This window comes from Gilliamella sp. B2717 (assembly GCF_026536675.1).
Taxonomy (GTDB): domain Bacteria; phylum Pseudomonadota; class Gammaproteobacteria; order Enterobacterales; family Orbaceae; genus Gilliamella; species Gilliamella apicola_I.
In genome coordinates this window covers 1-25,767 of the sequence record NZ_JAFNNQ010000094.1, presented here as the reverse complement: position 1 = coordinate 25,767, position 25,767 = coordinate 1, and the positions used below count along the sequence as shown (strand labels likewise).

The 25,767-nt window shown below is 35.8% G+C and carries 22 protein-coding genes; 12 read left to right on the top strand and 10 right to left on the bottom strand.

Translation table 11 applies throughout. The features are described 5' to 3' along the window. Positions 1-8: 8 nt before the first annotated feature. The 4 genes from J3U35_RS09825 to J3U35_RS09810 form a co-directional block, all read right to left on the bottom strand. Positions 9-1,571 carry a glucan biosynthesis protein G gene (locus J3U35_RS09825; RefSeq protein ID WP_267350551.1) on the bottom strand — a complete coding sequence of 521 codons (1,563 nt, stop codon included), beginning with the start codon at positions 1,569-1,571 and terminating at the stop codon, positions 9-11. A gap of 18 nt (positions 1,572-1,589) precedes the next feature. Then, positions 1,590-2,255, bottom strand: a complete 666-nt coding sequence (locus tag J3U35_RS09820) for a hypothetical protein (RefSeq protein WP_267361060.1) — start codon at positions 2,253-2,255, stop codon at positions 1,590-1,592. 150 nt (positions 2,256-2,405) lie between these two features. After that, positions 2,406-2,642: a YecH family metal-binding protein gene (locus J3U35_RS09815; protein WP_065559551.1), complete on the bottom strand. Its 237-nt coding sequence runs from the start codon at positions 2,640-2,642 to the stop codon at positions 2,406-2,408. Positions 2,643-2,870: 228 nt separating this feature from the next. Further along, positions 2,871-4,814: an exoribonuclease II gene (locus tag J3U35_RS09810; RefSeq protein ID WP_267361058.1), complete on the bottom strand. Its 1,944-nt coding sequence runs from the start codon at positions 4,812-4,814 to the stop codon at positions 2,871-2,873. A gap of 130 nt (positions 4,815-4,944) precedes the next feature. On the opposite strand from J3U35_RS09810, the gene J3U35_RS09805 reads away from it, so the two are divergent. After that, positions 4,945-5,700 carry an alpha/beta fold hydrolase gene (locus J3U35_RS09805; RefSeq protein WP_267361056.1) on the top strand — a complete coding sequence of 252 codons (756 nt, stop codon included), beginning with the start codon at positions 4,945-4,947 and terminating at the stop codon, positions 5,698-5,700. Between the two features lie 3 nt (positions 5,701-5,703). Here the strand turns inward: J3U35_RS09805 and J3U35_RS09800 are convergent, their stop codons facing one another. From J3U35_RS09800 to J3U35_RS09785, 4 genes are read right to left on the bottom strand one after another with little or no spacing between them, the layout of a single operon-like run. Then, positions 5,704-6,030, bottom strand: coding sequence for a type IV pilus modification PilV family protein (locus tag J3U35_RS09800; RefSeq protein WP_267361054.1), 327 nt, complete (start codon positions 6,028-6,030; stop codon positions 5,704-5,706). Continuing rightward, positions 6,017-6,448, bottom strand: coding sequence for a DUF2509 family protein (locus J3U35_RS09795; protein WP_267361052.1), 432 nt, complete (start codon positions 6,446-6,448; stop codon positions 6,017-6,019). The genes J3U35_RS09800 and J3U35_RS09795 overlap by 14 nt, the downstream gene beginning before the upstream one ends. Next, positions 6,435-6,995: a prepilin peptidase-dependent protein gene (locus J3U35_RS09790; protein ID WP_267350539.1), complete on the bottom strand. Its 561-nt coding sequence runs from the start codon at positions 6,993-6,995 to the stop codon at positions 6,435-6,437. Before J3U35_RS09790 ends, J3U35_RS09795 begins: the two co-directional genes overlap by 14 nt. Continuing rightward, complete coding sequence (locus tag J3U35_RS09785) at positions 6,989-7,468, bottom strand: prepilin-type N-terminal cleavage/methylation domain-containing protein (RefSeq protein ID WP_267361050.1); 480 nt, start codon at positions 7,466-7,468, stop codon at positions 6,989-6,991. Before J3U35_RS09785 ends, J3U35_RS09790 begins: the two co-directional genes overlap by 7 nt. A 219-nt stretch (positions 7,469-7,687) precedes the next feature. Between J3U35_RS09785 and dapD the strand changes: the two genes are divergently transcribed. From dapD to J3U35_RS09755, 6 genes are all read left to right on the top strand, one after another. Continuing rightward, a complete protein-coding gene (gene dapD / locus J3U35_RS09780; RefSeq protein WP_267350535.1) occupies positions 7,688-8,512 on the top strand; it encodes a 2,3,4,5-tetrahydropyridine-2,6-dicarboxylate N-succinyltransferase in 825 nt (274 codons plus the stop codon). A 102-nt stretch (positions 8,513-8,614) separates the two neighbouring features. Further along, the gene (locus J3U35_RS09775; RefSeq protein WP_267350533.1) at positions 8,615-9,106 is read left to right on the top strand and encodes a YajQ family cyclic di-GMP-binding protein; all 492 of its coding nucleotides are present in this window, start codon (positions 8,615-8,617) and stop codon (positions 9,104-9,106) included. A 225-nt stretch (positions 9,107-9,331) separates the two neighbouring features. Next, the gene (gene bglX, locus J3U35_RS09770) at positions 9,332-11,605 is read left to right on the top strand and encodes a beta-glucosidase BglX (RefSeq protein ID WP_416380697.1); all 2,274 of its coding nucleotides are present in this window, start codon (positions 9,332-9,334) and stop codon (positions 11,603-11,605) included. 54 nt (positions 11,606-11,659) lie between these two features. Continuing rightward, positions 11,660-13,354: a sensor histidine kinase gene (locus J3U35_RS09765; RefSeq protein WP_267361046.1), complete on the top strand. Its 1,695-nt coding sequence runs from the start codon at positions 11,660-11,662 to the stop codon at positions 13,352-13,354. Further along, positions 13,354-14,073: a two-component system response regulator BtsR gene (gene btsR / locus J3U35_RS09760; protein ID WP_267361044.1), complete on the top strand. Its 720-nt coding sequence runs from the start codon at positions 13,354-13,356 to the stop codon at positions 14,071-14,073. Before J3U35_RS09765 ends, btsR begins: the two co-directional genes overlap by 1 nt. Before the next feature lie 292 nt (positions 14,074-14,365). Continuing rightward, the gene (locus tag J3U35_RS09755) at positions 14,366-16,516 is read left to right on the top strand and encodes a carbon starvation CstA family protein (protein WP_411589998.1); all 2,151 of its coding nucleotides are present in this window, start codon (positions 14,366-14,368) and stop codon (positions 16,514-16,516) included. A gap of 508 nt (positions 16,517-17,024) precedes the next feature. Here J3U35_RS09755 and J3U35_RS09750 read toward each other — a convergent pair. Beyond that, complete coding sequence (locus J3U35_RS09750; RefSeq protein WP_267350526.1) at positions 17,025-17,486, bottom strand: NfeD family protein; 462 nt, start codon at positions 17,484-17,486, stop codon at positions 17,025-17,027. A gap of 95 nt (positions 17,487-17,581) precedes the next feature. After that, on the bottom strand, positions 17,582-18,499 hold the full coding sequence (locus J3U35_RS09745) for an SPFH domain-containing protein (protein WP_065559539.1): 918 nt from the start codon (positions 18,497-18,499) through the stop codon (positions 17,582-17,584). Positions 18,500-18,861: 362 nt separating this feature from the next. Here J3U35_RS09745 and J3U35_RS09740 point away from each other — a divergent pair, with 362 nt between their 5' ends. Genes J3U35_RS09740 through trpA form a run of 5 tightly spaced genes read left to right on the top strand, consistent with a single transcriptional unit; the run spans position 18,862 to position 25,470 of the window. After that, on the top strand, positions 18,862-20,424 hold the full coding sequence (locus tag J3U35_RS09740; RefSeq protein WP_267361042.1) for an anthranilate synthase component 1: 1,563 nt from the start codon (positions 18,862-18,864) through the stop codon (positions 20,422-20,424). Beyond that, positions 20,424-22,055 (top strand): bifunctional anthranilate synthase glutamate amidotransferase component TrpG/anthranilate phosphoribosyltransferase TrpD, encoded by a 1,632-nt coding sequence (gene trpD / locus J3U35_RS09735; RefSeq protein ID WP_267361040.1) that lies wholly within the window; start codon positions 20,424-20,426, stop codon positions 22,053-22,055. The genes J3U35_RS09740 and trpD overlap by 1 nt, the downstream gene beginning before the upstream one ends. Positions 22,056-22,068: 13 nt before the next feature. After that, positions 22,069-23,451, top strand: coding sequence for a bifunctional indole-3-glycerol-phosphate synthase TrpC/phosphoribosylanthranilate isomerase TrpF (gene trpCF / locus J3U35_RS09730; RefSeq protein ID WP_324123840.1), 1,383 nt, complete (start codon positions 22,069-22,071; stop codon positions 23,449-23,451). 22 nt (positions 23,452-23,473) lie between these two features. Then, positions 23,474-24,667: a tryptophan synthase subunit beta gene (trpB, locus tag J3U35_RS09725; protein ID WP_255556761.1), complete on the top strand. Its 1,194-nt coding sequence runs from the start codon at positions 23,474-23,476 to the stop codon at positions 24,665-24,667. Then, positions 24,664-25,470, top strand: a complete 807-nt coding sequence (gene trpA, locus J3U35_RS09720; protein WP_267361038.1) for a tryptophan synthase subunit alpha — start codon at positions 24,664-24,666, stop codon at positions 25,468-25,470. Before trpB ends, trpA begins: the two co-directional genes overlap by 4 nt. The last annotated feature ends 297 nt before the right edge of the window (positions 25,471-25,767 follow it).

The window sequence follows — 25,767 nt, the reverse complement described above, 5'->3', positions numbered from 1 at the left end:
GATTATCACTATTGTGCAGGGTATTGACCACTCCATGTTTCGGATAAAATTTCGTTAGTTTTCTCTGAAGCTAATTGAATACGAATATCAGTGGCTTTTTTGTTATCTTCAACATTAAACCTTACAATGACACGCCATCCTTTCGTGACCGAATTATATTGTGAGTCTGTGCTAACAATCGATCCATTGGTGATACTTGAAATCACCTTAACAGGTATTTTATTGGATAATTGAGGTCCTGCAAAATCAATGACGTAAGCATTAGAACCATCAAGTTTACGAATTAGATTTGCCTGTTTGATATCGCCTAGCGATAAACGCGTACTAACTGCTCTAGCAACATTACTTGGATAACGTTGCTGATCATTTAACGTATAGTGTAATCGATAGCTAATATCAAGAACATCACCAGCATTGTACTGTTTTTTCGGAACCCAGAACGTTACGATATTATCGTTAGTTTCATCGGCGGTCGGTATTTCAACGAGTTCCACACGACCTTTTTGCCAATCGCCAAGAATTTCTGTCCAAACACTTGGTCTTTGCTCATAATGGTCGTCAAGGTCTTGGTAATCTTGAAAACCATTATCACGTTGAATCAAGCCAAATTGTTTAGGGTTTTCCAAGCTATAAGATGAAAACGACAGACGCTTAGGATTGTTTAACGGACGCCAAATCCATTCATTATTGTTGGTTAAAATGGATAACCCATTGGAATCATGCATAGCAGGGCGATAATTCAAAATTGGCGAAGGTTGATTTGGCCCATATAAAAACATACTGGTTAAAGGTGCCACACCAAGTTTTTTTACTGATGTACGGAAGAAAACTTTAGCTTCAACCGTGACAGTGGTATCAACACTTGGGATTAACGTTATTTTGTATGCACCTGTTACACTAGATGAATCAAGAAGCGCATAAATCACTAAATGTTTCTGATTCGGTTCGGGTCTTTCTATCCAAAATTCTTTAAAACGAGGAAACTCTTCTCCCGATATTTCACCTGTATCGATAGCAAGCCCTCTCGCTGAAAGACCATAGATTTGGTTTTTACCTATTGCCCGAAAGTAACTACCACCGAGTGCAGTAAAAACTTCATCATCGGTTTTTGTTGGCGAATTGATAGGATAATGTACTTTAAATCCCGCAAAGCCTAAATTTTTAGTATCTAATTTATCTAAGTGAATCTGACTAAGGTCAAAATAACTAGGATCATATTTTATTTCTTGAGCGTGATTATTGACGACCTCATTAATCTTAACGGGGGTATCGAAATACATACCTTCATGATAAAACTCAAGTTTAAAACGAGTATCTTCATCATTCCAATAAGCTTTTTGATGATTAAATTGAATTTTCTGATAGTCTGCAAATTGTAATGATGCAAGTTCACTCGGGATATTTTTGGATGGTTGCTGATAAGCTTTTTTTGACAAGTCTTTAGCTTTGTTTATCACATCCTCATACGAAAATGCCCAGGAAGAAAAGCTAATTAACGAAACAGCACACACGCAAAATATTTTGCATGTGACTGTTTTATAAAATTGGCTGTTTGGCAATAAATTGTGCATAAAATACTCACATTGGGTTTATCTAAATATATTGAAATAATTAATAATATTATCTTTTGGATTGCCTAAACACTTTTCAACATAATCGTTTTTCATTTCTAAAATAATACTTGGGTTTTGGTCAATCAAAAAGTGAGCATAATTATCTTTATTGATTTTAGAATAGAGTGCTGACATATCTTGCTCAGACATTTTAAATAAGGGTTGATAGTAGTTGGCAATCTTGGTTGTATCTTTTGTATAAATTGCCGAGACAAAATCAGCAGAAAGATCACAATAATTTTTGATATTGCTGCGAGATGCCTTGATTTTATTCAGTTCAATTTGACGCTCAGCTTCGTTTTCTTCAGTTATTTTTTTGAGTTGCAGATCAGATTTCAGCTTATAATATTCAGTCAAATAAAAATTTAAAACACAAAAGGCTGAATTATTATCATTTTTACACGTTAGCAATCCTCGCTTAATAACATAGTTATTAAAATTTTTGTTGCCAATTAATTGAGCTAGTTGATTTTTTGCATTAACAACATAGGGATTGTTATATTCAGTTTTATTTTGTAAAGCCAATAATTGATCTGTTTCAGTATTCCCTTCAGCTTTTTTCTGTGACAAATCAGATCGAAGTGCGCAACTTGAAACAAGAATAGCAACAATGGCACATGTTAAAATATTACTTATTTTCATATATAAAATTCCATGAACTTATTCTTGAGTTATAATTCAATAGGATGCTATATAGCTATTATTAAAAAAATTATATACTTTTTTTTATAATAACACTTTATAACAACGTATTTTTTTGTAAAAAATGTGATAGAACTTACAACTTTATCATTAGTGGTGACAGATCTTCTGAATATTAACTGTAAATTGTGTATTTGTTACAGGTGAAAATTTTGCTTTCGCTTTCAAAAAAGCAATCAGTTCAGATGCATTCATATCTGTTTTAGAGCAAGTATGAAATTTAGCATGTTTTCCAAATCGTTGTTCAATAGCTGCCAGTAGAGATAATTCTGTGTAGCTATTCCCTTCCATCATTTGTAAAACTTCATGACCATGAATTGATACCATAAATCCCTCTTGATGTTACCGATTAATGCTATAACAACGACACTTTTATAACCCATTTATCTTATAAAAGCAATGTTTTAACAAGGTTGGGAAAGATATCAGATCTTATCACGAAACAAAAGGATTTAATCGTTAAGATATTGTCAATATATGATGCCTTGATGCTAAATAATTACAGCATTAAGTAAAGATTAATTATCATTAATCTGCAAGGCATCATATTTTTAATTATTCATTAATATTTGTTAATTTAACGATAATTGATTGATTTTCATTTTTTACTTGAAATATAGAAACAGGGATAATATCAGTGAGTTTATAACCGATGTTATCGTTTATTTTAATCACGCCTTCATCGGGTAATGAAACGATTTCTTCCCTTACAGAATGTAGCATGGATAAAGGTAAAAAAGCATAAGCACCAATATCGGTAAGACGAACTCTGGCACCGCCACGATTGATATCCACAATTTCAGCTGTGTATGTTTGACCAATTTTATCTGATAAGTATTGAGCAAATAGATTTTCGGCCATATCTCGTTCTGCCAATCTTAACATTTTTCGCCGTTCATTCATGGTTTTGAGTTGATTTGTATCCGGTGGTGTTAACGCTTCCTGGCGCATATAAGCTTTCAATAAACGATGATTAACTATATCGCCATATTTACGAATTGGTGATGTCCAAGTTGCATAAGCGTCAAATCCCAATCCAAAATGAGGTTGAGGTTCAATTGAAAAATCAGCCGGACTTTGGAATTTTCGTAATCGCATGGCTAAAAACGGATCAATATCAATGATGCGACGAAGTTTTATATAACCTGCAAACGAAGTTAGTGACGTTTTATCAAACTCAGTTATCCCGTTGTCGGCTAGAATTTTTAATATTTGATCCAGATATTTGGTGTCAAAACCGGTGTGAATATTATAAATACCAAAACCAATTTTTTCATTTAACATCGTGGTTAATGCTTGGTTTGCAATCACCATGACTTCTTCAACAATTTGATTAGAGATGCGACGCGGTTCTTTTATAATAGCTTCAACTTGGCGATTTTCATCAAGTACGAAACGGTAGTCGGTTACATCCTTAAAAACAAGTGCATTTTCTTGTCGCCAATTTATTCTGACCTTAGCTAAATTGGCTAAAATATTAAGTTGTTCGGGTAAAGATGAATGACTTGAAGATAATTGCTCATTGTTTTCCAAGAAGTCAGAAACATTGTGATAAGCAAGTTTGGCTTTCGATTCTATCCAAGCAGAGGTAAAACTGATGCTATCAAATAAGATATTCCCTGATGAATCAAGTTTTAGCTTGCAGACCATTGCCGGGCGTTTTACATTCGCTTGCAAAGAACATAAATCATCGGCTAACTCTTTAGGTAACATTGGGATATTGAAATCGGGAAGGTAGGTCGTAAAATTCCTCATTTTTGCAATATTATCAATATCACTATCTTTCAAGACAAATGCTGTGGGATCGGCAATGGCGACATGAAGATTAAAATTACCTTGTTCATCCATATTAACCGAAATCGCATCATCCATATCTTGAGTGTTTTCACTATCTATGGTAAAAAAACAGACGTCAGTTAAATCTTGACGATTTTCAAGCTCTTTTTCAATAATCGATAAAGTATCAGCTTGCTGTACTGTTGTTTCTAAATTATAACGTGCTAGTGTTTTAAGCCATAATTTGTATTTTGAATCATCTTCAACGATGAAATCGGTAATGGCTGCAACAAATTTTTTTTTGTCTGCGTTCAAAGGATGTGAAATTAGTGTTGCAACGACCCAGTCATTTTCTTTCAATTTTTGTGGAAGTTGACTATTTACTTTGCAGGGGATCGAAAAACTACTAGGCATGTTTTCTGGATAGATAACCATTGAACGGTCTTGGAAACCTATTCTTCCAATAAATGATTCTAATGCGCTTTCAAGTAATACTTCAGGTTCAAAAGATTCTTTATCGTTGTTTTTGACAACGATTCCAGAAACTTTGTCGCCATGACAAACGGTTTTCATTTTAGCCATTGGTATAAAATAACTGGTTTTGTTATCAACGTCTAAAAAACCGAATCCTTTCTCATGGGCTCGGACTGTGCCTTCAATGCGTGGCGTTTGTTGATGAAGCTCTTGCTTTAGTTGTGCGAGTAATGGGTTATTTTGAAACATATGACTTAATATATAATGAAAATAAGTGCTGAATTCTAACACATTTATAGCTTATATTGTTACAGAATTAATCACTAAATTATTATCAACTATTTGAATAAATTTTAAACATAAATATTAGAGTGGAAATATGAAACTAAACTATAAAATTCAGGGCGAAGGACAGCCTATTTTATTTTTGCATGGTATGTTTGGTAGCTTGGATAATTTGAATATGTTAGCAAAAGATTTTGCTCCGCATTATCAAACTATTCAGGTCGATCTGCGTAATCACGGACTTTCGCCGTGGTCAGATGAAATGAATTATGACGCTATGGCTAATGATGTTGCTGAGCTTTGTCAAGAATTACAATTGAAAAATCTTATAATTGTCGGCCATTCAATGGGTGGAAAAGTGGCAATGCAATTAATTCGAATTGTGCCTGAAATTATTCAGAAAGTTGTCGTCATGGATATTGCACCCGTTAAATATTTACAGTCGCCTAATTTTGATGTTATTCAATCATTAGAAAAGTGTTGTTCACAGCATATTACTGATAAAAAACAGATTATGCATATTATGGAGCAACAAGGTGTGAATACAGCGACTATCTATTTTTTATTAAAATCATTTAAAAACGATCACTGGCTATTTAATGCTAACATGATTGTTAAAAATTATTCTGATTTAAGTGATTGGCAAGCAGGCTCGCCCAGTATGAAACCCATTTTATTTATTCGTGGTGGGAATTCAACATACATAGCTGATCAATATTTGGATACATTGTTTTCGCAATTTCCACAGGCTAAAATTGTAACTATTGAAGGAGCCGGTCACAATGTTCATGCTGAAAAAACGGCTCAAGTGTTAACAGCATTGCATGAGTTTCTCGAAAATAAAATTTGATTGTTAATGGCAAAATAATCGTTGTTGCTCACTTTTATCATAATTAGGTATAGTAACGGTTATGATTACCAGTGTACATTGATTATTATACGTTTTATTTTGTACGTGATATGTCCAATGTGTTGGAATAATATGTTGGGCAATATCAGGATAGCTATCGAGTAATTGGAAGATAACCTGATCAGCATGTAGTTTGTTGGTAATGTAATGGCGCTGATGAAATAAGGCTTTTTCCAACTGCATAAAACTAAGAAGAATGATTGAAAATAGTAGTGAGGCGATCAATACTTCAATCAAACTAAAACCGCCAGCATGTTTATTCACAATCATGACTTCTTTTCTCTGGGCAATAATCAAGCCACTGTCCTTTATGAACGATGAGTTTGCCATTGTCTAAATGCGCTAAAGTATAAAGAAAAAACCCATTAGCTTCTCCTCGTACTAAAATGGCATTATCGTGACTCCAGTTCGATTGTTTAATACAAACTTTTAATTGTAAATTTAGCTCATGTTGGCATTGCCAATGGGGTTTAGGGCGCTGCCAACGTTGCGTTATTGCCCAACTTAATGATGAACTGGCGGTATTAAATTGTTGATAGTATCGTCTTTCTGTCATGGCAATTTTTTGCCATGATGCAACTAAAATATGAAATCCGAACAATAAAGATAAGCCTATTATCATTAAAATAATCACCATAACAATAGCACTAAACCCCGATTGGTTAACAAAACGATTACCTATTTTCATTTTTGATTATCTTGGTAAGGTGATACTGAATATGAGCATGTTTTTTTAATTCAGCAGTTAACTTTATTTCAATTGTTTGACTGCGTTGCTTGATACTAAATTGAGTGACATTTACATCATTTGGATCAAACAGGCGTTGCCAATTCAAACCATCACATTTTGTTGCTGCGTGTTTGTATTCAAGATTATTTTGGTGATAGCGAAAAGTAAAGACATCAAAATAAGTAGAATATAAAGAATTGCGACTCCCATTATCACCTAATCCACTGTCATAACGAATAACAATACAATCTTGTCGATCATTAATTTCAATGGGTTTAAATTTTATTTCTGTAGAAATATGATGCGTAAACCCAGCACGCTTAATATCTTTAGATAAGCCAGCCAGTGCTTGATGAACTGTTTGTTGTAAATGTGATTTTAAATAATCATCACTTAGCCGCATTTGGAGTTGTTGATAACATTGACTTGTGCCAATCAAAATTAAACTTGCTATCATTAAACAGATTAATACTTCAAATAGCGAAAATCCTGATTGTTTTAACATGGAGGCATACCGGATAGATAACCTTGCTCATAACAAAAGCGAACCCTTCCTCGAAATGAGATAAAAATTTTTGTTTCGCCTATCTGATTATGAAGTTTTAAAGAAGCTGTTTGTGCCATGTTTCTTCGTCCCCAAAAGGAAATGATTTTTTTATTGGTTAAACCGCTTATTTCCACCGAATTGTTGGGTTTAATATATCGTAATTCACTCTCCATACAGGAATTGGGTTTATCGCCTTTACTGGCAACTAAACACCAAGGCGAGGAAAAAAGATAGAAATGATAAGTATGATTATAAGTGTATGCGTTAATTTGCACTTCGTTAAAAAAATGCGTTAATTGTTTAGTGGTGGTAAGTAATTCTTCTTTAAGTTGTAACGTTTTCCATTTTGTTACACCAATGGAAGCAAATATGGCACAAATGCCCACAACAACGATCAACTCTAATAAAGAAAATCCTGAATTTTGCATCATACATATTGGTTAAATTAGCGATATGATGATAGTAAATAATGACATTCAAATAACGATTTTTTATTGTCAAAATTGGAACACATTTCACAAATTAATGTCCTTTTTATTAAACAGTATTAAGATGATATGACAAACCGCTTAAAAAGTGCCGGATATTATATTATACTGTCAATCCTGATTAAATTTGCCAACGGACTTAAAAGTTAAAGGAAACAAGAGATGCAACAATTACAAACTATTATTGACGCCGCATTTGAACGTCGTGCGGAAATCACACCATCAAATGCAGATGCTGTTACACGTGATGCAATTAATCAATGTATTCATCTATTAGATAGCGGAAAAATGCGTGTCGCTGAAAAAATTAATGGTGAGTGGGTCACCCATCAATGGTTGAAAAAAGCTGTATTGCTCTCGTTTCGTATTAACGAAAATCAGTTGATCAATGCTGGTCCAACTAATTATTACGATAAAGTGCCGTTAAAATTTGCTGACTATGATGAAGCTAGATTTGCGCAAGAGGGTTTTCGTGTTGTTCCGTCTGCCATTGCGCGTAAAGGGGCTTATGTCGCTCGTAACACCGTATTAATGCCATCTTATGTTAATATTGGTGCTTATGTTGATGAAGGAACAATGGTTGATACATGGGTTACAGTTGGTTCATGTGCCCAAATTGGTAAAAATGTTCATTTGTCTGGTGGTGTAGGTATTGGTGGAGTCTTAGAGCCATTACAAGCAAATCCAACGATTATTGAAGATAACTGCTTTATCGGTGCCCGTAGTGAAATTGTAGAAGGCGTGGTAGTTGAAGAAGGTTCGGTTATTTCAATGGGCGTATTTATTGGGCAAAGTACCAAAATTTATGATCGTGCAACCGGTGAAGTTCATTATGGTCGTGTGCCTGCAGGTTCTGTTGTTGTTTCCGGTAACTTACCAACTAAAGATGGTAAATATAGCCTTTATTGTGCCGTTATTGTTAAGAAAGTGGATGCCAAAACTTTAGGAAAAGTGGGTATCAATGAGTTACTTCGCACTATCGATTAATTTTTTAATCACACTTAAAAATGCCACTAACTAAGTGGCATATATCTTTGTATTTTTCTTAGAATTCTATTTATATTTTTAATCTTTTGAAGAGGAGAGTTTATGCCTTCTTTCGATATCGTATCAGAAATCCAAATGCCAGAAGTGAAAAATGGCGTCGAGAACGCGTCACGTGAATTGACCACGCGCTGGGATTTTAAAAATGTTGAAGCTTCGTTTGAATTGAACGAAAAAAACGAGACAATTAAAGCCACCAGTCAATCTGAGTTTCAAGTTCAGCAACTTCTTGATATCTTACGAGATAAATTGGCTAAACGTGGTATTGATGGCGGTGCTTTAGACATTCCTGAAGAATTGGAGCATAGCGGTAAACTTTACAGTATCACCGTCAAACTGAAGCAAGGTATTGATAAAGAGTTAGCTAAAAAAATAGTGAAATTAATTAAAGATAGTAAAATTAAAGTTCAAGCTCAAGTTCAAGGTGATCAAGTTCGTGTAACTGGTAAGTCTCGTGATGATTTACAAGCGACAATGGCTTTAGTCAAGAATGGTGAATTAGGACAACCTTTTCAATTTACCAATTTTCGAGACTAAACAACGCTTAAATTTGCCGATAATGTTGTCGGCAAGTTTGCTTATTGAATATCCGGTCTTCATTTTAGCATAATCCTCATTTTTTCTTATTATTACTAAAAAATTTCATCATACTATCATAAAGTTGATTTTCACAAATTTAGTAAAGATTGAGATTTTTTTTAGCGATTCAGCTATTCTATTCTTATTTTAATCCTCACAACGACAGTGACAGCGAACCTAATGATGAAAAAATTAATCTTATTGTTATTCATGTGTCTCTTCTCTTCATCTATTCTTGCGCAAAATGATAATAGAGAGGATAAAAAAGCCTTTATTGATGCGCTATTATCAAAAATGACCATTGAACAGAAGGTTGGACAATTGCGTTTAATCAGTGTGGGCGGAGAACTCACACTCGATAAAGTCTTAGATCAAATTGAAGCTGGCGAAATTGGGGGGATATTTAATACTGTTGTCGAGCCTGACTTGTCACGAATGCAAGATCGTGCTTTAAAATCACCTAACAAGATCCCGTTATTATTAGGATTTGACATTGTGCATGGTCATCGCACTGTGTTTCCAATCAATTTAGGTATTGCCTCTACTTGGGATCGCCAAGCAATGGCTCTTGTCGCACAAGTTTCCGCTGATGAAGCTACTTCTGATGGACTTAATATTACTTGGGCTCCCATGGTTGATATTACCCGAGACCCACGATGGGGTAGAGTTTCTGAAGGTTTTGGTGAAGATCCTTATCTTACTTCAGAAGCTGGGCGGATTTTTGTTGAACAAATGCAAAAGCCATCTTTGGCGGAAAAAAATTCGTTGGTGACAACCGTTAAACACTTTGCGCTTTATGGTGCGGTTGAAGGTGGGCGAGAATACAATAGTACCGATATGAGTGAACGAAAAATGTTTCAAGAATATCTGGTTCCCTACAAAGCGGCAATAGATGCAGGAAGCCAAGCTATTATGGTATCGCTGGTTACGGTAAATGGTGTTCCGGCTACCGCAAATCATTGGCTTTTGACCGATGTGCTACGTCATCAATGGCATTTTAATGGCGTAGTCATTAGCGATCATGGTGCAATTCGGGAACTGATTAATCATGGTGTTGCCAGTGATGCCAAAGATGCTGTTCGAATCGCAATTAAAGCCGGTATTGATGTTAGTATGAATGATGAATATTTTCTTCAATTTATCCCCCAACTGGTCAAAGAAGGGGCATTGAGTGAAGATGATATTAACAATGCATGTCGACACGTGTTGTCACTTAAATATGATATGGGATTGTTTCGTCACCCTCATCGTAATTTAGATCCAAACTTAGACATTGAAACGATGTTTGCTGATAATCGATTACATCGAAAAGAAGCCAGAGAAGTGGCACGACGCAGTATTGTGTTATTAAAAAATGATAATAAGCTTTTACCTTTATCTAAAGATCAAAAAATTGCGGTTATTGGTCCGCTTGCTGACTCCAAACGCGATATATTAGGGAGTTGGTCGGGTGCAGGTCGAGCTAATTTAGCCGTGACTCCCTTGGAAGGCATTAATCACGCAATAAACAACCCCAAAAATGTCAGTTATGCATTGGGTGCTAATCTTTCGGATGATCCCGCACTATTTAAATTCTTAAATCTTTACGAAGTTACGGCAAAATTTGATGACAGACCTGTTGAAAAGATGATTAGTGAAGCGGTCGAATTAGCGAAAAATGCAGATGTTGTTGTCGCTTTCGTTGGTGAAGCGCAAGGAATGGCACATGAGTCGTCAAGTCGAACAGATATTTCCCTTCCTGAAAGTCAAAAAAGATTACTTCGAGCACTTAAAGCAACCGGTAAACCCCTTGTTATTGCTTTAATGAATGGTCGCCCGTTAACATTAGTCGATGAATTTCAACAAGCCGATGCGATGCTTGAAACATGGTTTTTAGGTACAGAAGGCGGTAATGCCATTGCTGATGTATTGTTTGGCGATTATAATCCGTCTGGAAAATTACCTATGTCATTTCCACGTAATGTTGGACAGATACCTGTCTATTACAGCCATTTAAACACAGGTCGCCCACACGGAACGGAGAATATGGGGAAATACACGACATCTTATTTGGACAGTCCTAATGAACCTTTATTCCCATTTGGCTATGGACTAAGTTATACTGATTTCAACATCACTTTTTCTCTTTCAGCGACAGAAATGCAACAAAATGGTCAAATTATTGTGACAGCAATAGTTGAAAATACAGGAAACAGGGAAGGTACTCAAACCGTTCAACTTTACTTACAAGATGTGACTGCTTCGGTAAGTAGACCCGTTAAAGAACTAAAAGGCTTTGAGAGCATTACATTGAAAGCACATGAGAAAGGAGAAGTGCACTTTATTATTAAGCCTGAAATGTTAAAATTTTGGAATGACAAAATGCAATATGTGGCAGAGCCAGGTAAATTTAATGTGTTTATTGGCTCGGATTCAACTACACAAAACAAACAAACTTTTACTTTATTGAATAACTAAACTTTTTTATCCCATTAACCTTCGTTAGTGGGATAGGCTTAATAGATTTAAATTATGCTTGAATTCGATCTAATTCTACAACTTTTACAACAGATGTGTGTTTATTTAGTTATTGCCTATTTACTAAGTAAAACCCCAATTGTTATTCCGCTCATGCAAGTCACAGTGCATTTACCGCATAAATTAGTTTGCTATTTTATCTTCTCACTGTTTTGTATTATGGGGAGCTATTTTGGGCTTCACATAGAAGATACTATTGCAAATACCCGTGCTATCGGGGCGATCTTAGGCGGTCTTCTTGGTGGTCCTATGGTTGGTTTTTTAGTCGGTGTGACAGGGGGAATTCACCGCTATACATTGGGGGGAATAACGGCTGAAAGTTGTATGTTATCGACTATATTAATTGGGCTAATCAGTGGATTATTGCATTACGCGTTAATGAAAAAAGGTCGGGTTGATCTTATCTATAATCCTTTGTTAGTCGGCGTGCTGGGTTTATTGGTCGAATCGCTTGAAATGATTTTAGTATTATTAATTTCACGCCCTTTTGATACTGTTTTACATGCGGTAAAAAGTATTGCAGCGCCCATGATTATCGCCAATAGTATTGGTTCAGCGATGTTTATGCGAATTTTATTGGATCGACGAGCTATTTTCGAACGCTATACCTCGGCTTTTTCGGCAAAAGCATTACAAATTGCAGTGAGCACTGAGGGGCTGTTACGTGATGGTTTCAATCAAGAAAATAGTACAAAAGTGGCAGAAATTATTTATCAAGAATTGGATATTGGTGCGGTTTCCATTACAGACAGAGAAAAAATCTTGGCTTTTATTGGAATTGGAGATGATCACCATTTACCGGGTACACTGATCACGTCAAATAGTACTTTAGAAGCTATTGAAAAAAATGAAGTACAATATCTGGATGGCGCACATTTACCGTATCAATGTTCAATTAATAAAAATTGCCGTCTTGGATCAACGCTGGTAATTCCACTGCGAGGTGAAAATAATACTGTTGTTGGTACGATTAAATTATATGAGGCAAAAAATACTTTATTTAGTTCAATCAATCGAACATTAGGGGAAGGGATAGCCAGTTTATTATCGGCACAAATATTAGCGGGTCAAAATGAGCATTACAAACAATTATTGTCTAAAACCGAAATTAAGTTATTACACGCTCAAGTTAATCCACATTTCTTATTTAATGCCTTAAATACGCTAGTCGCGGTTATTCGGCGTGATAAAGTGCAAGCATCTGAGCTGGTGCAAAATCTATCAACTTTTTTTCGAAAAAATCTAAAAAGAACGGACGAAATAGTTACGCTCAAAGATGAAATAGAGCATGTTAATGCTTATTTACAAATTGAAAAAATGCGTTTTATGGATCAACTCACGCTTGATATTCATATCCCAGCAGATTTAGAAAATGCTCGTCTTCCTGCATTTTCATTGCAACCAATCGTTGAAAATGCCATAAAACATGGTACTTCCCAATTGATTGGTGAAGGAAAAGTGAGTATAAATGCTTATACAAAAGATTTAACATTGTATTTAGAAGTCATCGATAATGCGGGTAATTATCGAGAAAATAAAAAAGATATGAAAGGATTAGGACTAAATTTAGTCGATAAAAGAATTCATATTCGTTATGGTGAAAGATATGGTTTAGCAATTTTTTGTCAACCTGACGAATATACGAAAGTGATATTATCACTACCATTGCAAGAGGATGTAATTAGTTAATGTTAAATGTTATTATTGTGGATGATGAACTCCCTGCACGTGAAAATTTACGTTGTTTGCTCGAAAAAGATCCCGATGTTGCTATTATTGCTGAGTGTCATAATGCAATGGAAGCAATCAGTAAAATACACCGCCTACAACCTGACGTGGTATTTTTAGATATACATATGCCCAAAATAAATGGGTTTGAAATGTTATCGATGCTTGATCCCCAGACGATGCCTAGCATTGTCTTTTTAACTGCATACAGTGAATTTGCCGTTAAAGCTTTTGAAGAACAAGCCTTTGATTATTTACTTAAACCGGTAGAACAAGACCGTCTCAATAAAACACTATGCCGTTTACATCAACATCAATTACCTAATAATGTAAAGCATTTAGATATGGTTAATCAAAATTTAGATTATATCCCTTGTGTTGGTCATAACCGTATCTATTTATTAAATTTAGATGATGTATTTTATATCGCTTCCAAAATAAGTGGTATCTATGTATTTAATCAAAACAATGATGAATATTTTACTGAGTTAACTTTAAAGACATTAGAAGATAAAACCCCTCTTATTCGATGTCACAGACAATACTTAGTTAATTTAAAAAAACTCAAAGAGATTCGCTTTAATGAATCAACGGGCGTAAGTATTATTTTAAATAACGATATTTCAGTCCCTGTTAGTCGTCGATATCTAAAATCACTCAAAGAAATGTTAGGATTATGATTTCAATTATCGATTTATGTAAATTTTATTAAACCGCTCATTGACTGATTTTAACCACTCATTGTTGCCATTCAACCTATGGCTTAAATAGCGATACCATTCTTATCAACAAAAATTTACTATAAGCTTGATATATAAGTCACAAAGGTATACTCAAAACCATAAAATAGGTAAGGAATAGTGGAAGATAGTAAAAAAATTGTTTTTTATTTATCCAAACACCAAGCCAAATAGCATTTTAATGGTGTTAAGTATCGTTTTTATAATCTTAAAACCCAAAAAGAGAATCATTATGAATAATAAAATATTAAAGCATATTCCTTGGGTCATTCTTGCTTTTGTTGGTGCATGCTGTCTAGCAGTTGTTGCATTACGGCGAGGTGAACACATCAGTGCATTATGGATTGTTGCTGCTGCTGTATCTGTATATTTAGTTGCTTATCGATATTATAGCCTTTATATCGCTAATAAGGTTATGCGATTAGATCCCACTCGAGCAACGCCTGCTGTCATTAATAACGACGGACTAAATTATGTTCCAACCAATAAATATGTTTTATTTGGTCACCATTTTGCTGCTATAGCTGGTGCAGGTCCACTAGTTGGTCCCGTTCTTGCTGCACAAGTTGGTTATTTGCCCGGTACACTTTGGCTACTTGCTGGTGTTGTTTTTGCTGGCGCCGTACAAGATTTTATGGTGCTTTTCCTTTCATCTCGCCGTAATGGTTCTTCACTGGGTGAAATGATTAAAAGCGAGATGGGGCCAATTCCTGGTGCTATTGCCTTATTTGGTTGCTTTTTGATTATGCTTATCATTTTAGCGGTTTTAGCGTTAATTGTTGTGAAAGCATTAGCAGAAAGTCCTTGGGGTGTTTTCACGGTGTGTTCAACCGTACCCATTGCGCTGTTTATGGGTATCTATATGCGATTTTTAAGACCCGGTCGAGTTCTTGAAATCTCAGTCATTGGTATTGTTTTACTTATATTATCCATTTGGTTTGGGGGCGTTATTGCTCACGATCCTTACTGGGGACCAGCGTTAACATTTAAAGACACAACGATCACTTATGTGCTAGTCGGTTATGCCTTTATCTCTGCGATGTTACCTGTATGGTTAATATTGGCACCACGTGATTATTTAGCGACGTTTCTGAAAATTGGCGTCATTGTTGGTTTAGCAATAGGAATAGTCATATTAAATCCTGATTTAAAAATGCCAGATGTAACACAATATGTTGATGGGACTGGTCCTGTTTGGAAGGGATCATTATTTCCATTCTTATTTATTACGATAGCTTGTGGTGCGGTTTCTGGATTCCATGCGCTTATTTCTTCTGGTACCACGCCTAAATTATTAGCTAACGAAAAAGACGCACGCTTTATCGGATATGGTGCAATGTTAATGGAGTCATTTGTCGCCATAATGGCGTTAGTAGCAGCTTCAATTATTGAGCCTGGTCTCTATTTTGCGATGAATACTCCACCAGCAGGATTAGGGATTACAATGCCTGATTTGCATAAATTGGGGACTGATGATGCACCAATGATAATGGCGCAATTAAAAGATGTCACCGTTCATGCAGCTGCGACAGTGAGTTCATGGGGCTTTGTGATCTCTCCTGAACAAATCCTACAAACCGCCAAAGACATAGGTGAACCGTCCGTCTTGAATCGTGCAGGTGGTGCACCAACGCTAGCGGTAGGGATTGCTTATGTATTCAACCAAATATTACCAGGAGCGAATATGGGCTTTTGGTATCATTTCGGTATTTTGTTTGAAGCCCTATTTATTTTAACGGCGCTTGATGCAGGAACACGTTCAGGTCGATTTATGTTACAAGATTTATTAGGTAATTTTGTACCGTTCTTGAAAAAAACAGACTCACTTATCGCCGGCTTTATTGGTACGCTGGGGTGTGTAGGATTATGGGGATATCTCCTCTATCAAGGCGTTGTTGACCCATTAGGTGGTGTGAAGAGTTTATGGCCACTATTCGGTATATCTAATCAAATGTTAGCTGCTGTCGCGCTGATTTTAGCAACAGTCGTATTGATTAAAATGAAACGTGCGCAATACATTTGGGTCACGATCATTCCGGCAATTTGGTTGTTAATCTGTACAACATGGGCATTAGGTCTAAAATTATTCAGTGATAATCCGCAATTAGAAGGCTTCTTCTATTTAGCTAATGAATATAAACGTCAAATTGCTGAAGGTAGTAAAGAGTTAACTGCTCAACAAATTGATAATATGCATCATATTATTATCAATAATTATACCAATGCAGGATTAAGTATTTTATTCTTACTTGTGGTATACACGATTATCTTCTTTGGTATTAAAACCGCGCTTAAAGTTCGCAACAATAAACAAAGAACAGATAAAGAAACCGCTTATGTTCCTATACCAGAAGGTGGTGTTAAAACTTCTATGTCACATTAAGTGGTCTGGAGCGAGATGTCATAGTGATATTACCTCTCGATAGTAAACTCCAATTATTTTAGTTAAAGCTCAACAATGAGACATTGTTGGGCTTTTCTATTTTTGCAATGAAAAAATGCTTACAATATTCTAAATAAAACTTGTTAAATTAAGAAATTTAGCGTTGTCGGCATAAATCTCTATATGTCATTACCAGTTTGATAGCATATCGCATGGATAAGTCAAACGAAGGTGAACAATTTATCGTCACTGTTATAATAAATATTTGCGGTTTATTAACTAAAAAAAATAGCCAATAATGATTATTGGCTAATAGGATAAATGAATGTTAAGATTAATAGTATCGAATCAATGATACTGCTTTGTTACACAATAAAGATTGCATAAATTTTGGTGCATTTTGGGTATCATCTTTCCATATATAAATCTTATTTTCTTTACAAATTTCAATCATCTTCTCAATGTCATTTTTCTGATATTTGTTTTTCAAATATGATATGAAAACATTTTAAATGATAGGTTCAACACTTAAAATTATTCCATCGACAGAAGTAACAATAACGGATTGACCTACTGGTAAATCTTGATTACATCTAGCTGACCATGTGCCATCTTTAATTTTAACTCGACCAGTACCATTAATAATTGCATCAGTGACAACGGTTTTAATACCAATTAAGTCTTGTTGAGGTTGATTAATTTGGTTTTTACTTGAACGATGTTTTCCTTTGCTTTTAAGCCAGACATACCAGAGATAAACAGAAACGACCGTAAAAATTGAAAATAAGAACCATAAAGTTGGCCAAGATAATGGAATTACCCAAGCTATTATTCCCACACAAATGGCTGAAATTCCACACCAAAGTGCATATCCACCTATACCCAATAATTCGGCAATCAGAAAAATAACGCCTAAGGCAATGAAAATCCATTGAGGAGAGTTATAAATAACTGTAAAAAAATCAGCCATTATTTTTACCTTTCATTTTATAAAAATTAAAATAATGCCTCTGCTTTAGCACTGTATAAATTCGCTAAATTAGAGGCATAATTATCGAAAAATTATTATGAATTAGTTTTTGATTCTTTAATTAATTCTGCAATACCACCAATACTGCCGATTAAATTAGAGGCATCAAGTGGCATCATAATAACTTTACTGTTATCTGATGAACCGATTTGTTGTAATGCTTCGGTATATTTTTGGGCAACGAAGTAGTTAATCGCATTAATATTCCCGGCAGCAATTGCTTGGGACACCATTTGTGTCGCTTTTGCTTCAGCTTCAGCGGCACGTTCACGCGCTTCAGCTTGTAAGAATGCGGCTTCTCTTTCACCTTCAGCTTTCAAAATTTCAGATTGTTTTTCACCTTCTGAACGTAAAATAGCCGCTTGACGCACCCCTTCTGCTTCAAGAATTTCAGCACGCTTATTACGTTCTGCTTTCATTTGAGCATTCATGGCTGCAATTAATTCAGCAGGTGGACGAACGTCACGAATTTCAATACGGGTAATTTTAATACCCCAAGGGCTAGTTGCATCATCGACAATACCCAATAATTTTGAGTTAATATGATCACGTTGTGATAACATTTCATCAAGTTCCATACTACCCAGTACAGTACGTATATTGGTCATCATTAAGTTAATCACAGCACGCTCTAATTGATTAACTTGATAAGCGGCTCTTGCTGCATCTTGTACTTGGATAAAACAAACCGCATCAATTTGCACATTCGCATTATCTTTTGAAATTACTTCTTGTGATGGAATATCAAGTACTTGTTCCATCATATTAATTTTTCGTCCCACACCATCCATAAATGGAATAATGATATTTAATCCGGGTTCAAGAGTATGGGTATATTTACCAAAGCGCTCTATAGTATATTGAAAACCTTGCGGAACAATAGTAATGGCTTTTAATACAGTAATTAAAGCAAGTATAACGATAACGCCAATAACGATGTAAAAAGTAGGCATAGACAACATTTCCTTAGTAATTAGAATTCGGGGCTATTTTAATGATAAATTTCTAATTTGACTAGTTATTATTAACTTATTTATATTAAAACGGTTATCGATACTTTACTTAAATTTAATTGTTGACAACACACTAATGAACTAGTTTAATAGTACAAAATATATTAAACAGATAATGATGATGACATTACAGTACTTATACCTAGTTATTTATTCATTCATAGGCTTTGGTCGGTGGCACATTAGCTATTTCGGGTGATGTGATTATCTGTTTTTTTTCATAAACCCGCTTAAAGCGGGTTTTTTAGTTTTGAATTAATGATAAAAAAATTAAATAAAAATTTGATAATAGTGAGTCGACAATGAATAAGCCAACTTTAACCCAGCTAACTAAAACTATTTGTTATCATCAAGATCCGACGTTAGTATTTAACCAATTATGTGAAAATCGTCCTGCAACGTTATTGCTTGAATCGGCTGAAATTGATAATAAGCAAGGTATTAAAAGTGTCATGATTGTTGATAGTGCATTACGTATCTCGGCAATAAACACGCAAGTGACTTTTGAAGCCTTGACCACTAATGGTGAAAAGTTGTTACCTTTATTGCACCATGCTTTTGACGAAAAGGTCATTAAAATATTCGATCATTCCCAAAAATTAACCTTGAGTTTTCCAACGATTGATAGCCTGCAAGATGAGGATTCTCGTTTAAAGTCGCTATCGATTTTCGATGCGTTAAGAACTTTACTTAAAATAGTAAATATCCCTGAACAAAGTAGCTCGGATGTCATATTTGTTGGTGGGTTATTTTGTTATGACTTGGTGGCAGGATTTGAAAACTTACCTATTTTACCAACAGAACAACGTTGCCAAGATTTTTGTTTCTATTTAGCGGAAACCCTATTAGAAATTAATCATCAAGATCATGTATCAATTTTGAAGGCTACCGCTTTTACGTCAGATCAGATTGAAATATCTCGCTTAACTCATCGTTTAGCTGAATTAGATGCGAGATTAAGCAAGCCGATGAAACCAATTCAAACTCAATCACTGGCAAGCATTGATGTTACGTGTAATAAAAGTGATGACGATTTCAATACGGTTGTAAAAAAAATGCAAGATGCTATCCAACAAGGCGAAATTTTTCAGGCAGTGCCTTCCAGACGTTTTACGTTACCTTGCCCAGCTCCATTATCGGCTTATCAAGTGCTAAAAAATAATAATCCAAGTCCATATATGTTTTATATGCAAGATCGTGATTTTGTCTTGTTTGGGGCATCACCTGAAAGCGCGCTTAAATATACTAAAGCGACAAATCAAGTTGAAATCTACCCGATTGCTGGTACTCGCCCTCGAGGATTAACGGCGAATGGTGAAATTGATTATGATTTAGACAGTCGATTAGAACTTGATATGCGTACCGATAAGAAAGAGTTAGCAGAACATTTAATGTTAGTTGACTTAGCCCGTAATGATTTAGCGCGTATATGTCAACCCGGTACTCGCTATACTAAAGAATTATTAAAAGTTGATCGTTACTCTTTTGTTATGCATTTGGTATCAAGAGTGGTGGGACAATTAAGACATGATTTGGATGCCTTACATGCTTATCAAGCAACAATGAATATGGGAACGTTAACGGGAGCGCCAAAAGTTCGAGCCATGCAATTAATTGCTGAATCGGAAAAAATTAAACGAGGTAGTTACGGTGGAGCGGTTGGATATTTTACCGCCAATGGCGATTTGGATACTTGCATAGTCATTCGTAGTGCCTACGTGGAAGCAGGAATTGCAACCGTTCAAGCAGGTGGGGGGGTAGTGTTAGATTCAGAACCACAATTTGAGTCTGATGAGTCACGTAATAAAGCTCGTGCCGTTGTTCGTGCGATTATGGCAGCACATCATGTAGAAGGTGTATTTTAATGGCTAATATTTTATTTATTGATAATGTTGATTCCTTTACTTATAACTTAGTCGATCAACTGCGTAATAGCAAACATTGTGTCACTGTTTATCGTAATACGATTCCAGCCGACGTCATTATTGAAAAATTATCTCATATGCAAAATCCTATTTTAATGCTATCACCAGGTCCCGGTACGCCAAGCGAAGCAGGATGCATGCCAGAACTACTTAAGCGTCTGAAAGGAAAATTGCCAATAATTGGTATCTGTCTTGGTCATCAAGCAATTGTCGAGTCCTATGGGGGAAGTATTGTACCAGCAGGTGATATATTACATGGTAAAGCATCGCTTATTGAACACGATGAACAAGCTATGTTTAAAGGGTTACCCAACCCACTACCTGTTGCTCGATACCATTCATTAAAAGGCGAAAATATTCCAAATACACTTACCATTAATGCACTTTGTAATAATATTGTAATGGCGGTGCGCAATGATCATGATCGGGTTTATGGCTTTCAATTTCACCCCGAATCAATTTTAACGATTCAAGGTGTAAAATTGTTAGAACAAACGATTGAGTGGGCACTCAATCCACCACAATCAGAGTCACAATCGAAACCTGAGGCCATTATTGATAAACAAGAATACAACATTCAACCTATTATTAATAAATTGTATTTAGGACAAACATTAACCCAAAATGAGAGTAAAATTCTATTTAATCTTATTATTCAAGGCAAAATTGAACCAACCGTTTTAGCAACTGCGGTGATTAGCATGAAAGTAAGGGGTGAAAAACCTGATGAAATTGCTGGCGCTGCTCAAGCCTTGCTGGAAAATGCGGATAGTTTTGATATTCCCGATTATGACTTTACCGATATTGTGGGAACCGGTGGCGATGGCACCAATAGTATTAATATCTCCACAGCAAGCGCTTTTGTTGCAGCAGCATTAGGCTATAAAGTTGCTAAGCATGGTAATCGTGGTGTATCAAGTAAATCGGGATCGTCCGATGTATTATCCGCTTTAGGGATAAAGTTAAATATGCCTGCGGAAGCATCTCGTAAAGCATTAGATGAATTGGGGGTCTGTTTTTTATTTGCTCAACAATATCATTCAGGCTTTCGTCATGCTGCGCCCGTACGTCAGCAATTAAAAACAAGGACTATTTTCAATGTGCTTGGGCCGTTGATAAATCCGTCCAGACCTAAACGTATTTTATTAGGAGTTTATCATCCCGATTTAATCAAACCGATTGCTGAAACGCTAAAAATGCTAGGTTATACTCATGCTTACGTGGTACATGGGTCTGGAATGGATGAAGTTGCTATTCATGGTGAAACCCAAGTGGCTGAAATTCGAAATGGCAATATTCGTTATTTTACTTTGACACCACAAGATTTTGGGCTAAAACAGTATACCTTAAAAGACATTGAAGGCGGTACACCTGAGATGAATCGTGATATGTTAATAGCCATTTTACAAGGTCATGGTAAACCGGCGCATGAAGCAGCCATTGCTGCTAATGTCGCCATGTTAATGAGCCTGTTTGGTCAGTCAGATTTAAAACAAAATGCGCAGCAAGCAATTGATATGATGCATAGTGGCAAAGCCTATACGCTGTTACAACAATTAGCAGCAAGGTAAAATGGAGAGTAACATGGTTGTAAATACATTAACCGAAAATGTTGAAATGGCGACTGTTTTAAAACAGATCATTGATGATAAAAAGCAATGGCTAATCGAACAAAAAAAACAAAAACCACTAGACACATTTCAATCAGAAATTAAACCAAGTGATCGTGATTTTTATCAAGCCTTAAATCAGCCTAAAACGGTTTTTATTTTAGAGTGTAAAAAAGCGTCACCTTCAAAAGGCTTAATTCGTAACGATTTTGATCCAGCGAATATTGCTAAAGTCTATAAAGATTATGCTTCGGCTATTTCTGTACTGACTGATGAAAAATACTTTCAAGGTCGTTTTGAATTTTTGCCAATTGTTCGCAATGAAGTGACACAACCTATTCTTTGTAAAGATTTTATTATTGACGAATACCAAATCTATTTAGCGCGTTATTATCAAGCAGATGCTATTTTATTAATGCTATCTGTTGTTACCGATGATGAATATCGTCATTTAAGTCAGATTGCTCATCAACTTAATATGGGTGTACTAACTGAAGCGAGTACTGAAAAAGAAGTCGAACGAGCCATTGAACTTGGTGCTAAAGTCATCGGTATAAATAATCGTAATTTACGTGATTTAAGTGTCGATTTAAATCGGGTCAAGAATTTGTCTAAAACAATTCCGACGGATCGCATCATTATCAGTGAATCAGGTATATACACCCATAATCAGGTGAAAGAACTCAGTCAATTTGCTAATGGTTTTTTAATTGGAAGTGCATTAATGTCGGAATCTAACTTAGCGATAGCGATTCGAAAAGTTATGCTAGGTGAAAATAAAGTATGTGGTTTGACGCGAACAGAAGATGCTGTTGCGGCTTATCAAGCTGGCGCTGTTTATGGTGGATTAATTTTTGTCCCCCAATCACCACGCTATATTTCACCCATTAACGCGCGTTCGCTTATGTCAGTGGCTCCACTTAATTGGGTTGGTGTGTTTAAAAATGAAGACATCGAGCAAGTAAGTCAAATTGCCAAACAATTATCACTTTATGCCGTTCAATTGCATGGCGATGAAAACGAAGAGTATTTACAAACCTTACGTCAACAGCTGCCTCAATCCTGTCAAATCTGGAAAGCGATAAGTATTAGCGATGTCATCCCAGAACATCATCATCCGCTAATTAGTCGCTATATCTTTGATCATGGTGCAGGGGGAACAGGACAACATTTTGATTGGTCATTACTAAATGGACTGGATTTAAATAATGTGATTTTAGCGGGTGGTATAAATCCACAAAATGTCAAATCTGCATTAGCCACTAAGGTTATTGGCGTTGATATTAATTCCGGTGTGGAAATGTCTGCAGGTATTAAAGATAAACAGAAAATTAAAGCCGTATTTGAACAAATTTAATTAATTTTAAAAAGGAATGGTTATGTCTAAATTAAATCCTTATTTTGGTGAATTTGGCGGGCAATATGTCCCTCAAATATTGATGCCTGTACTTGAACAACTTGAGGATGCTTTTATCTCTGCCATCAACGATCCCAGCTTCCAAAAAGAGTTTAACGATTTGTTAGTTAACTATGCAGGTCGACCTACAGCACTCACATTATGTAAAAATTTAACGGCGGGTACGAAAACCAAACTCTATTTAAAACGAGAAGATCTTGTGCATGGTGGGGCACACAAAACAAATCAAGTATTAGGGCAAGCTTTACTAGCCAAAAGAATGGGAAAAACGGAAATAATCGCCGAAACCGGTGCAGGGCAACATGGCGTTGCATCGGCTTTAGCATGCGCACTATTAGGTCTAAAATGCCGCATTTATATGGGGGCAAAAGATGTTAAGCGCCAAGCACCCAATGTTTTTAGAATGCGTTTAATGGGCGCAACAGTCATTCCTGTTGAAACGGGTTCTGCAACATTGAAAGATGCTTGTAACGAAGCATTACGAGACTGGTCAGGTAGTTATGAAAAAGCACATTATATGTTAGGCACAGCTGCCGGACCGCATCCGTTTCCGACCATTGTCCGAGAGTTTCAACAAATGATCAGCCGTGAAGCAAAACAGCAAATTTTAGAAAAAGAAGGTCGCTTGCCTGATGCTGTCATTGCTTGTGTTGGAGGGGGGTCAAACGCTATTGGAATGTTTGCCAATTTTATTGAAGATAAATCGGTCAGATTAATTGGTGTTGAACCGGGTGGGCATGGTATTGAAAGTGGCGAGCATGGCGCATCATTAAAACATGGTAAACTAGGCATTTATTTTGGGATGAAATCGCCAATGATGCAAACCGATGAAGGACAAATTGAAGAATCTTACTCGATATCTGCGGGTTTGGATTTTCCGTCGGTAGGGCCTCAACATGCATATTTAGACAGTATTGGACGGGCTGATTATGTATCGATTACTGATGACGAAGCATTAGCGGCCTTTAAAGCTCTATCACGTAGTGAAGGCATAATCCCCGCATTAGAGTCATCGCATGCCTTAGCGTACGCTATTAAGATGATCAAAGAAAATCCAAACAAAGAACAGTTATTAATTGTCAATTTATCTGGTCGTGGGGATAAAGATATCTTTACTGTTTATGATATTTTAAAAGCAAAAGGAGAAGTTGAATGAGCCGCTATCAAAAACTATTTGATAAGTTAAAACAAGAAAAACGAGGTGCATTTGTTCCTTTTGTTCCCGTTGGTGATCCCAATCCAAAGCTCTCATTACAAATAATTCAAACATTAATTGATGCGGGTGCTGATGCGTTGGAACTTGGTATTCCATTTTCAGATCCTATGGCGGATGGTCCCACCATTCAAAACGCCAATATACGAGCATTTCAAGGCGGTATCACCGTTGATAAATGCTTTGAAATTTTAACCAAAATCCGACATGATAATACTTATATTCCTATTGGATTACTCATCTATGCTAACTTAGTGTTCAAAAATGGTATTGATAACTTCTATGCCAAGTGCGCTAAAGCAGGGATAGATTCAGTATTGATTGCAGATTTACCTGTTGAGTATGCGCAAGAGTTTATAGGCTCAGCTGAAAAAAATGGTATTGCCCCTATATTTATTTGTCCACCTAATGCCGATGATGAAGTGATTAAAAATATTGCTAAATATGGTAAAGGGTATACTTATTTGGTGTCTCGCGCTGGTGTTACAGGAACTGAAAATCGTGCCAATAAACCCCTTACCCATTTATTAAAAAAACTCATTGAATTTAATGCACCTCCTGCTATTCAAGGATTTGGTATATCTGATCCTAACCAAGTAAGTGAAGCAATTAAATCGGGAGCAGCGGGAGCAATTGCTGGTTCTGCGACAGTCAAAATTATTGAGCAACATTTGGATAACCCTCAAAAAATGTTGCATGAATTAGCCATTTTTGTCAATAAAATGAAAAATGCAACTATAAAATAGCCTCCAAAAATCGTTATTTAATATTAATCACAAAAACACGTTTTTCCGCTGAAAAATCAGCGGAAATCCTTATGATTTCATTAGAAAATATTATAATGTAATTTAATGTGAGTAATTAAAAAAATAAGACAAAATGACTATCTGAAATATTTCAATAACTTCAAGTAAAACTGTTAAAAAAGCGTGATTTTCAGTTGCATTTTTTTCAAAATATAGTATACTCATCAACCATCTATCGCGGGGTGGAGCAGCTTGGTAGCTCGTCGGGCTCATAACCCGAAGGTCGTTGGTTCAAAT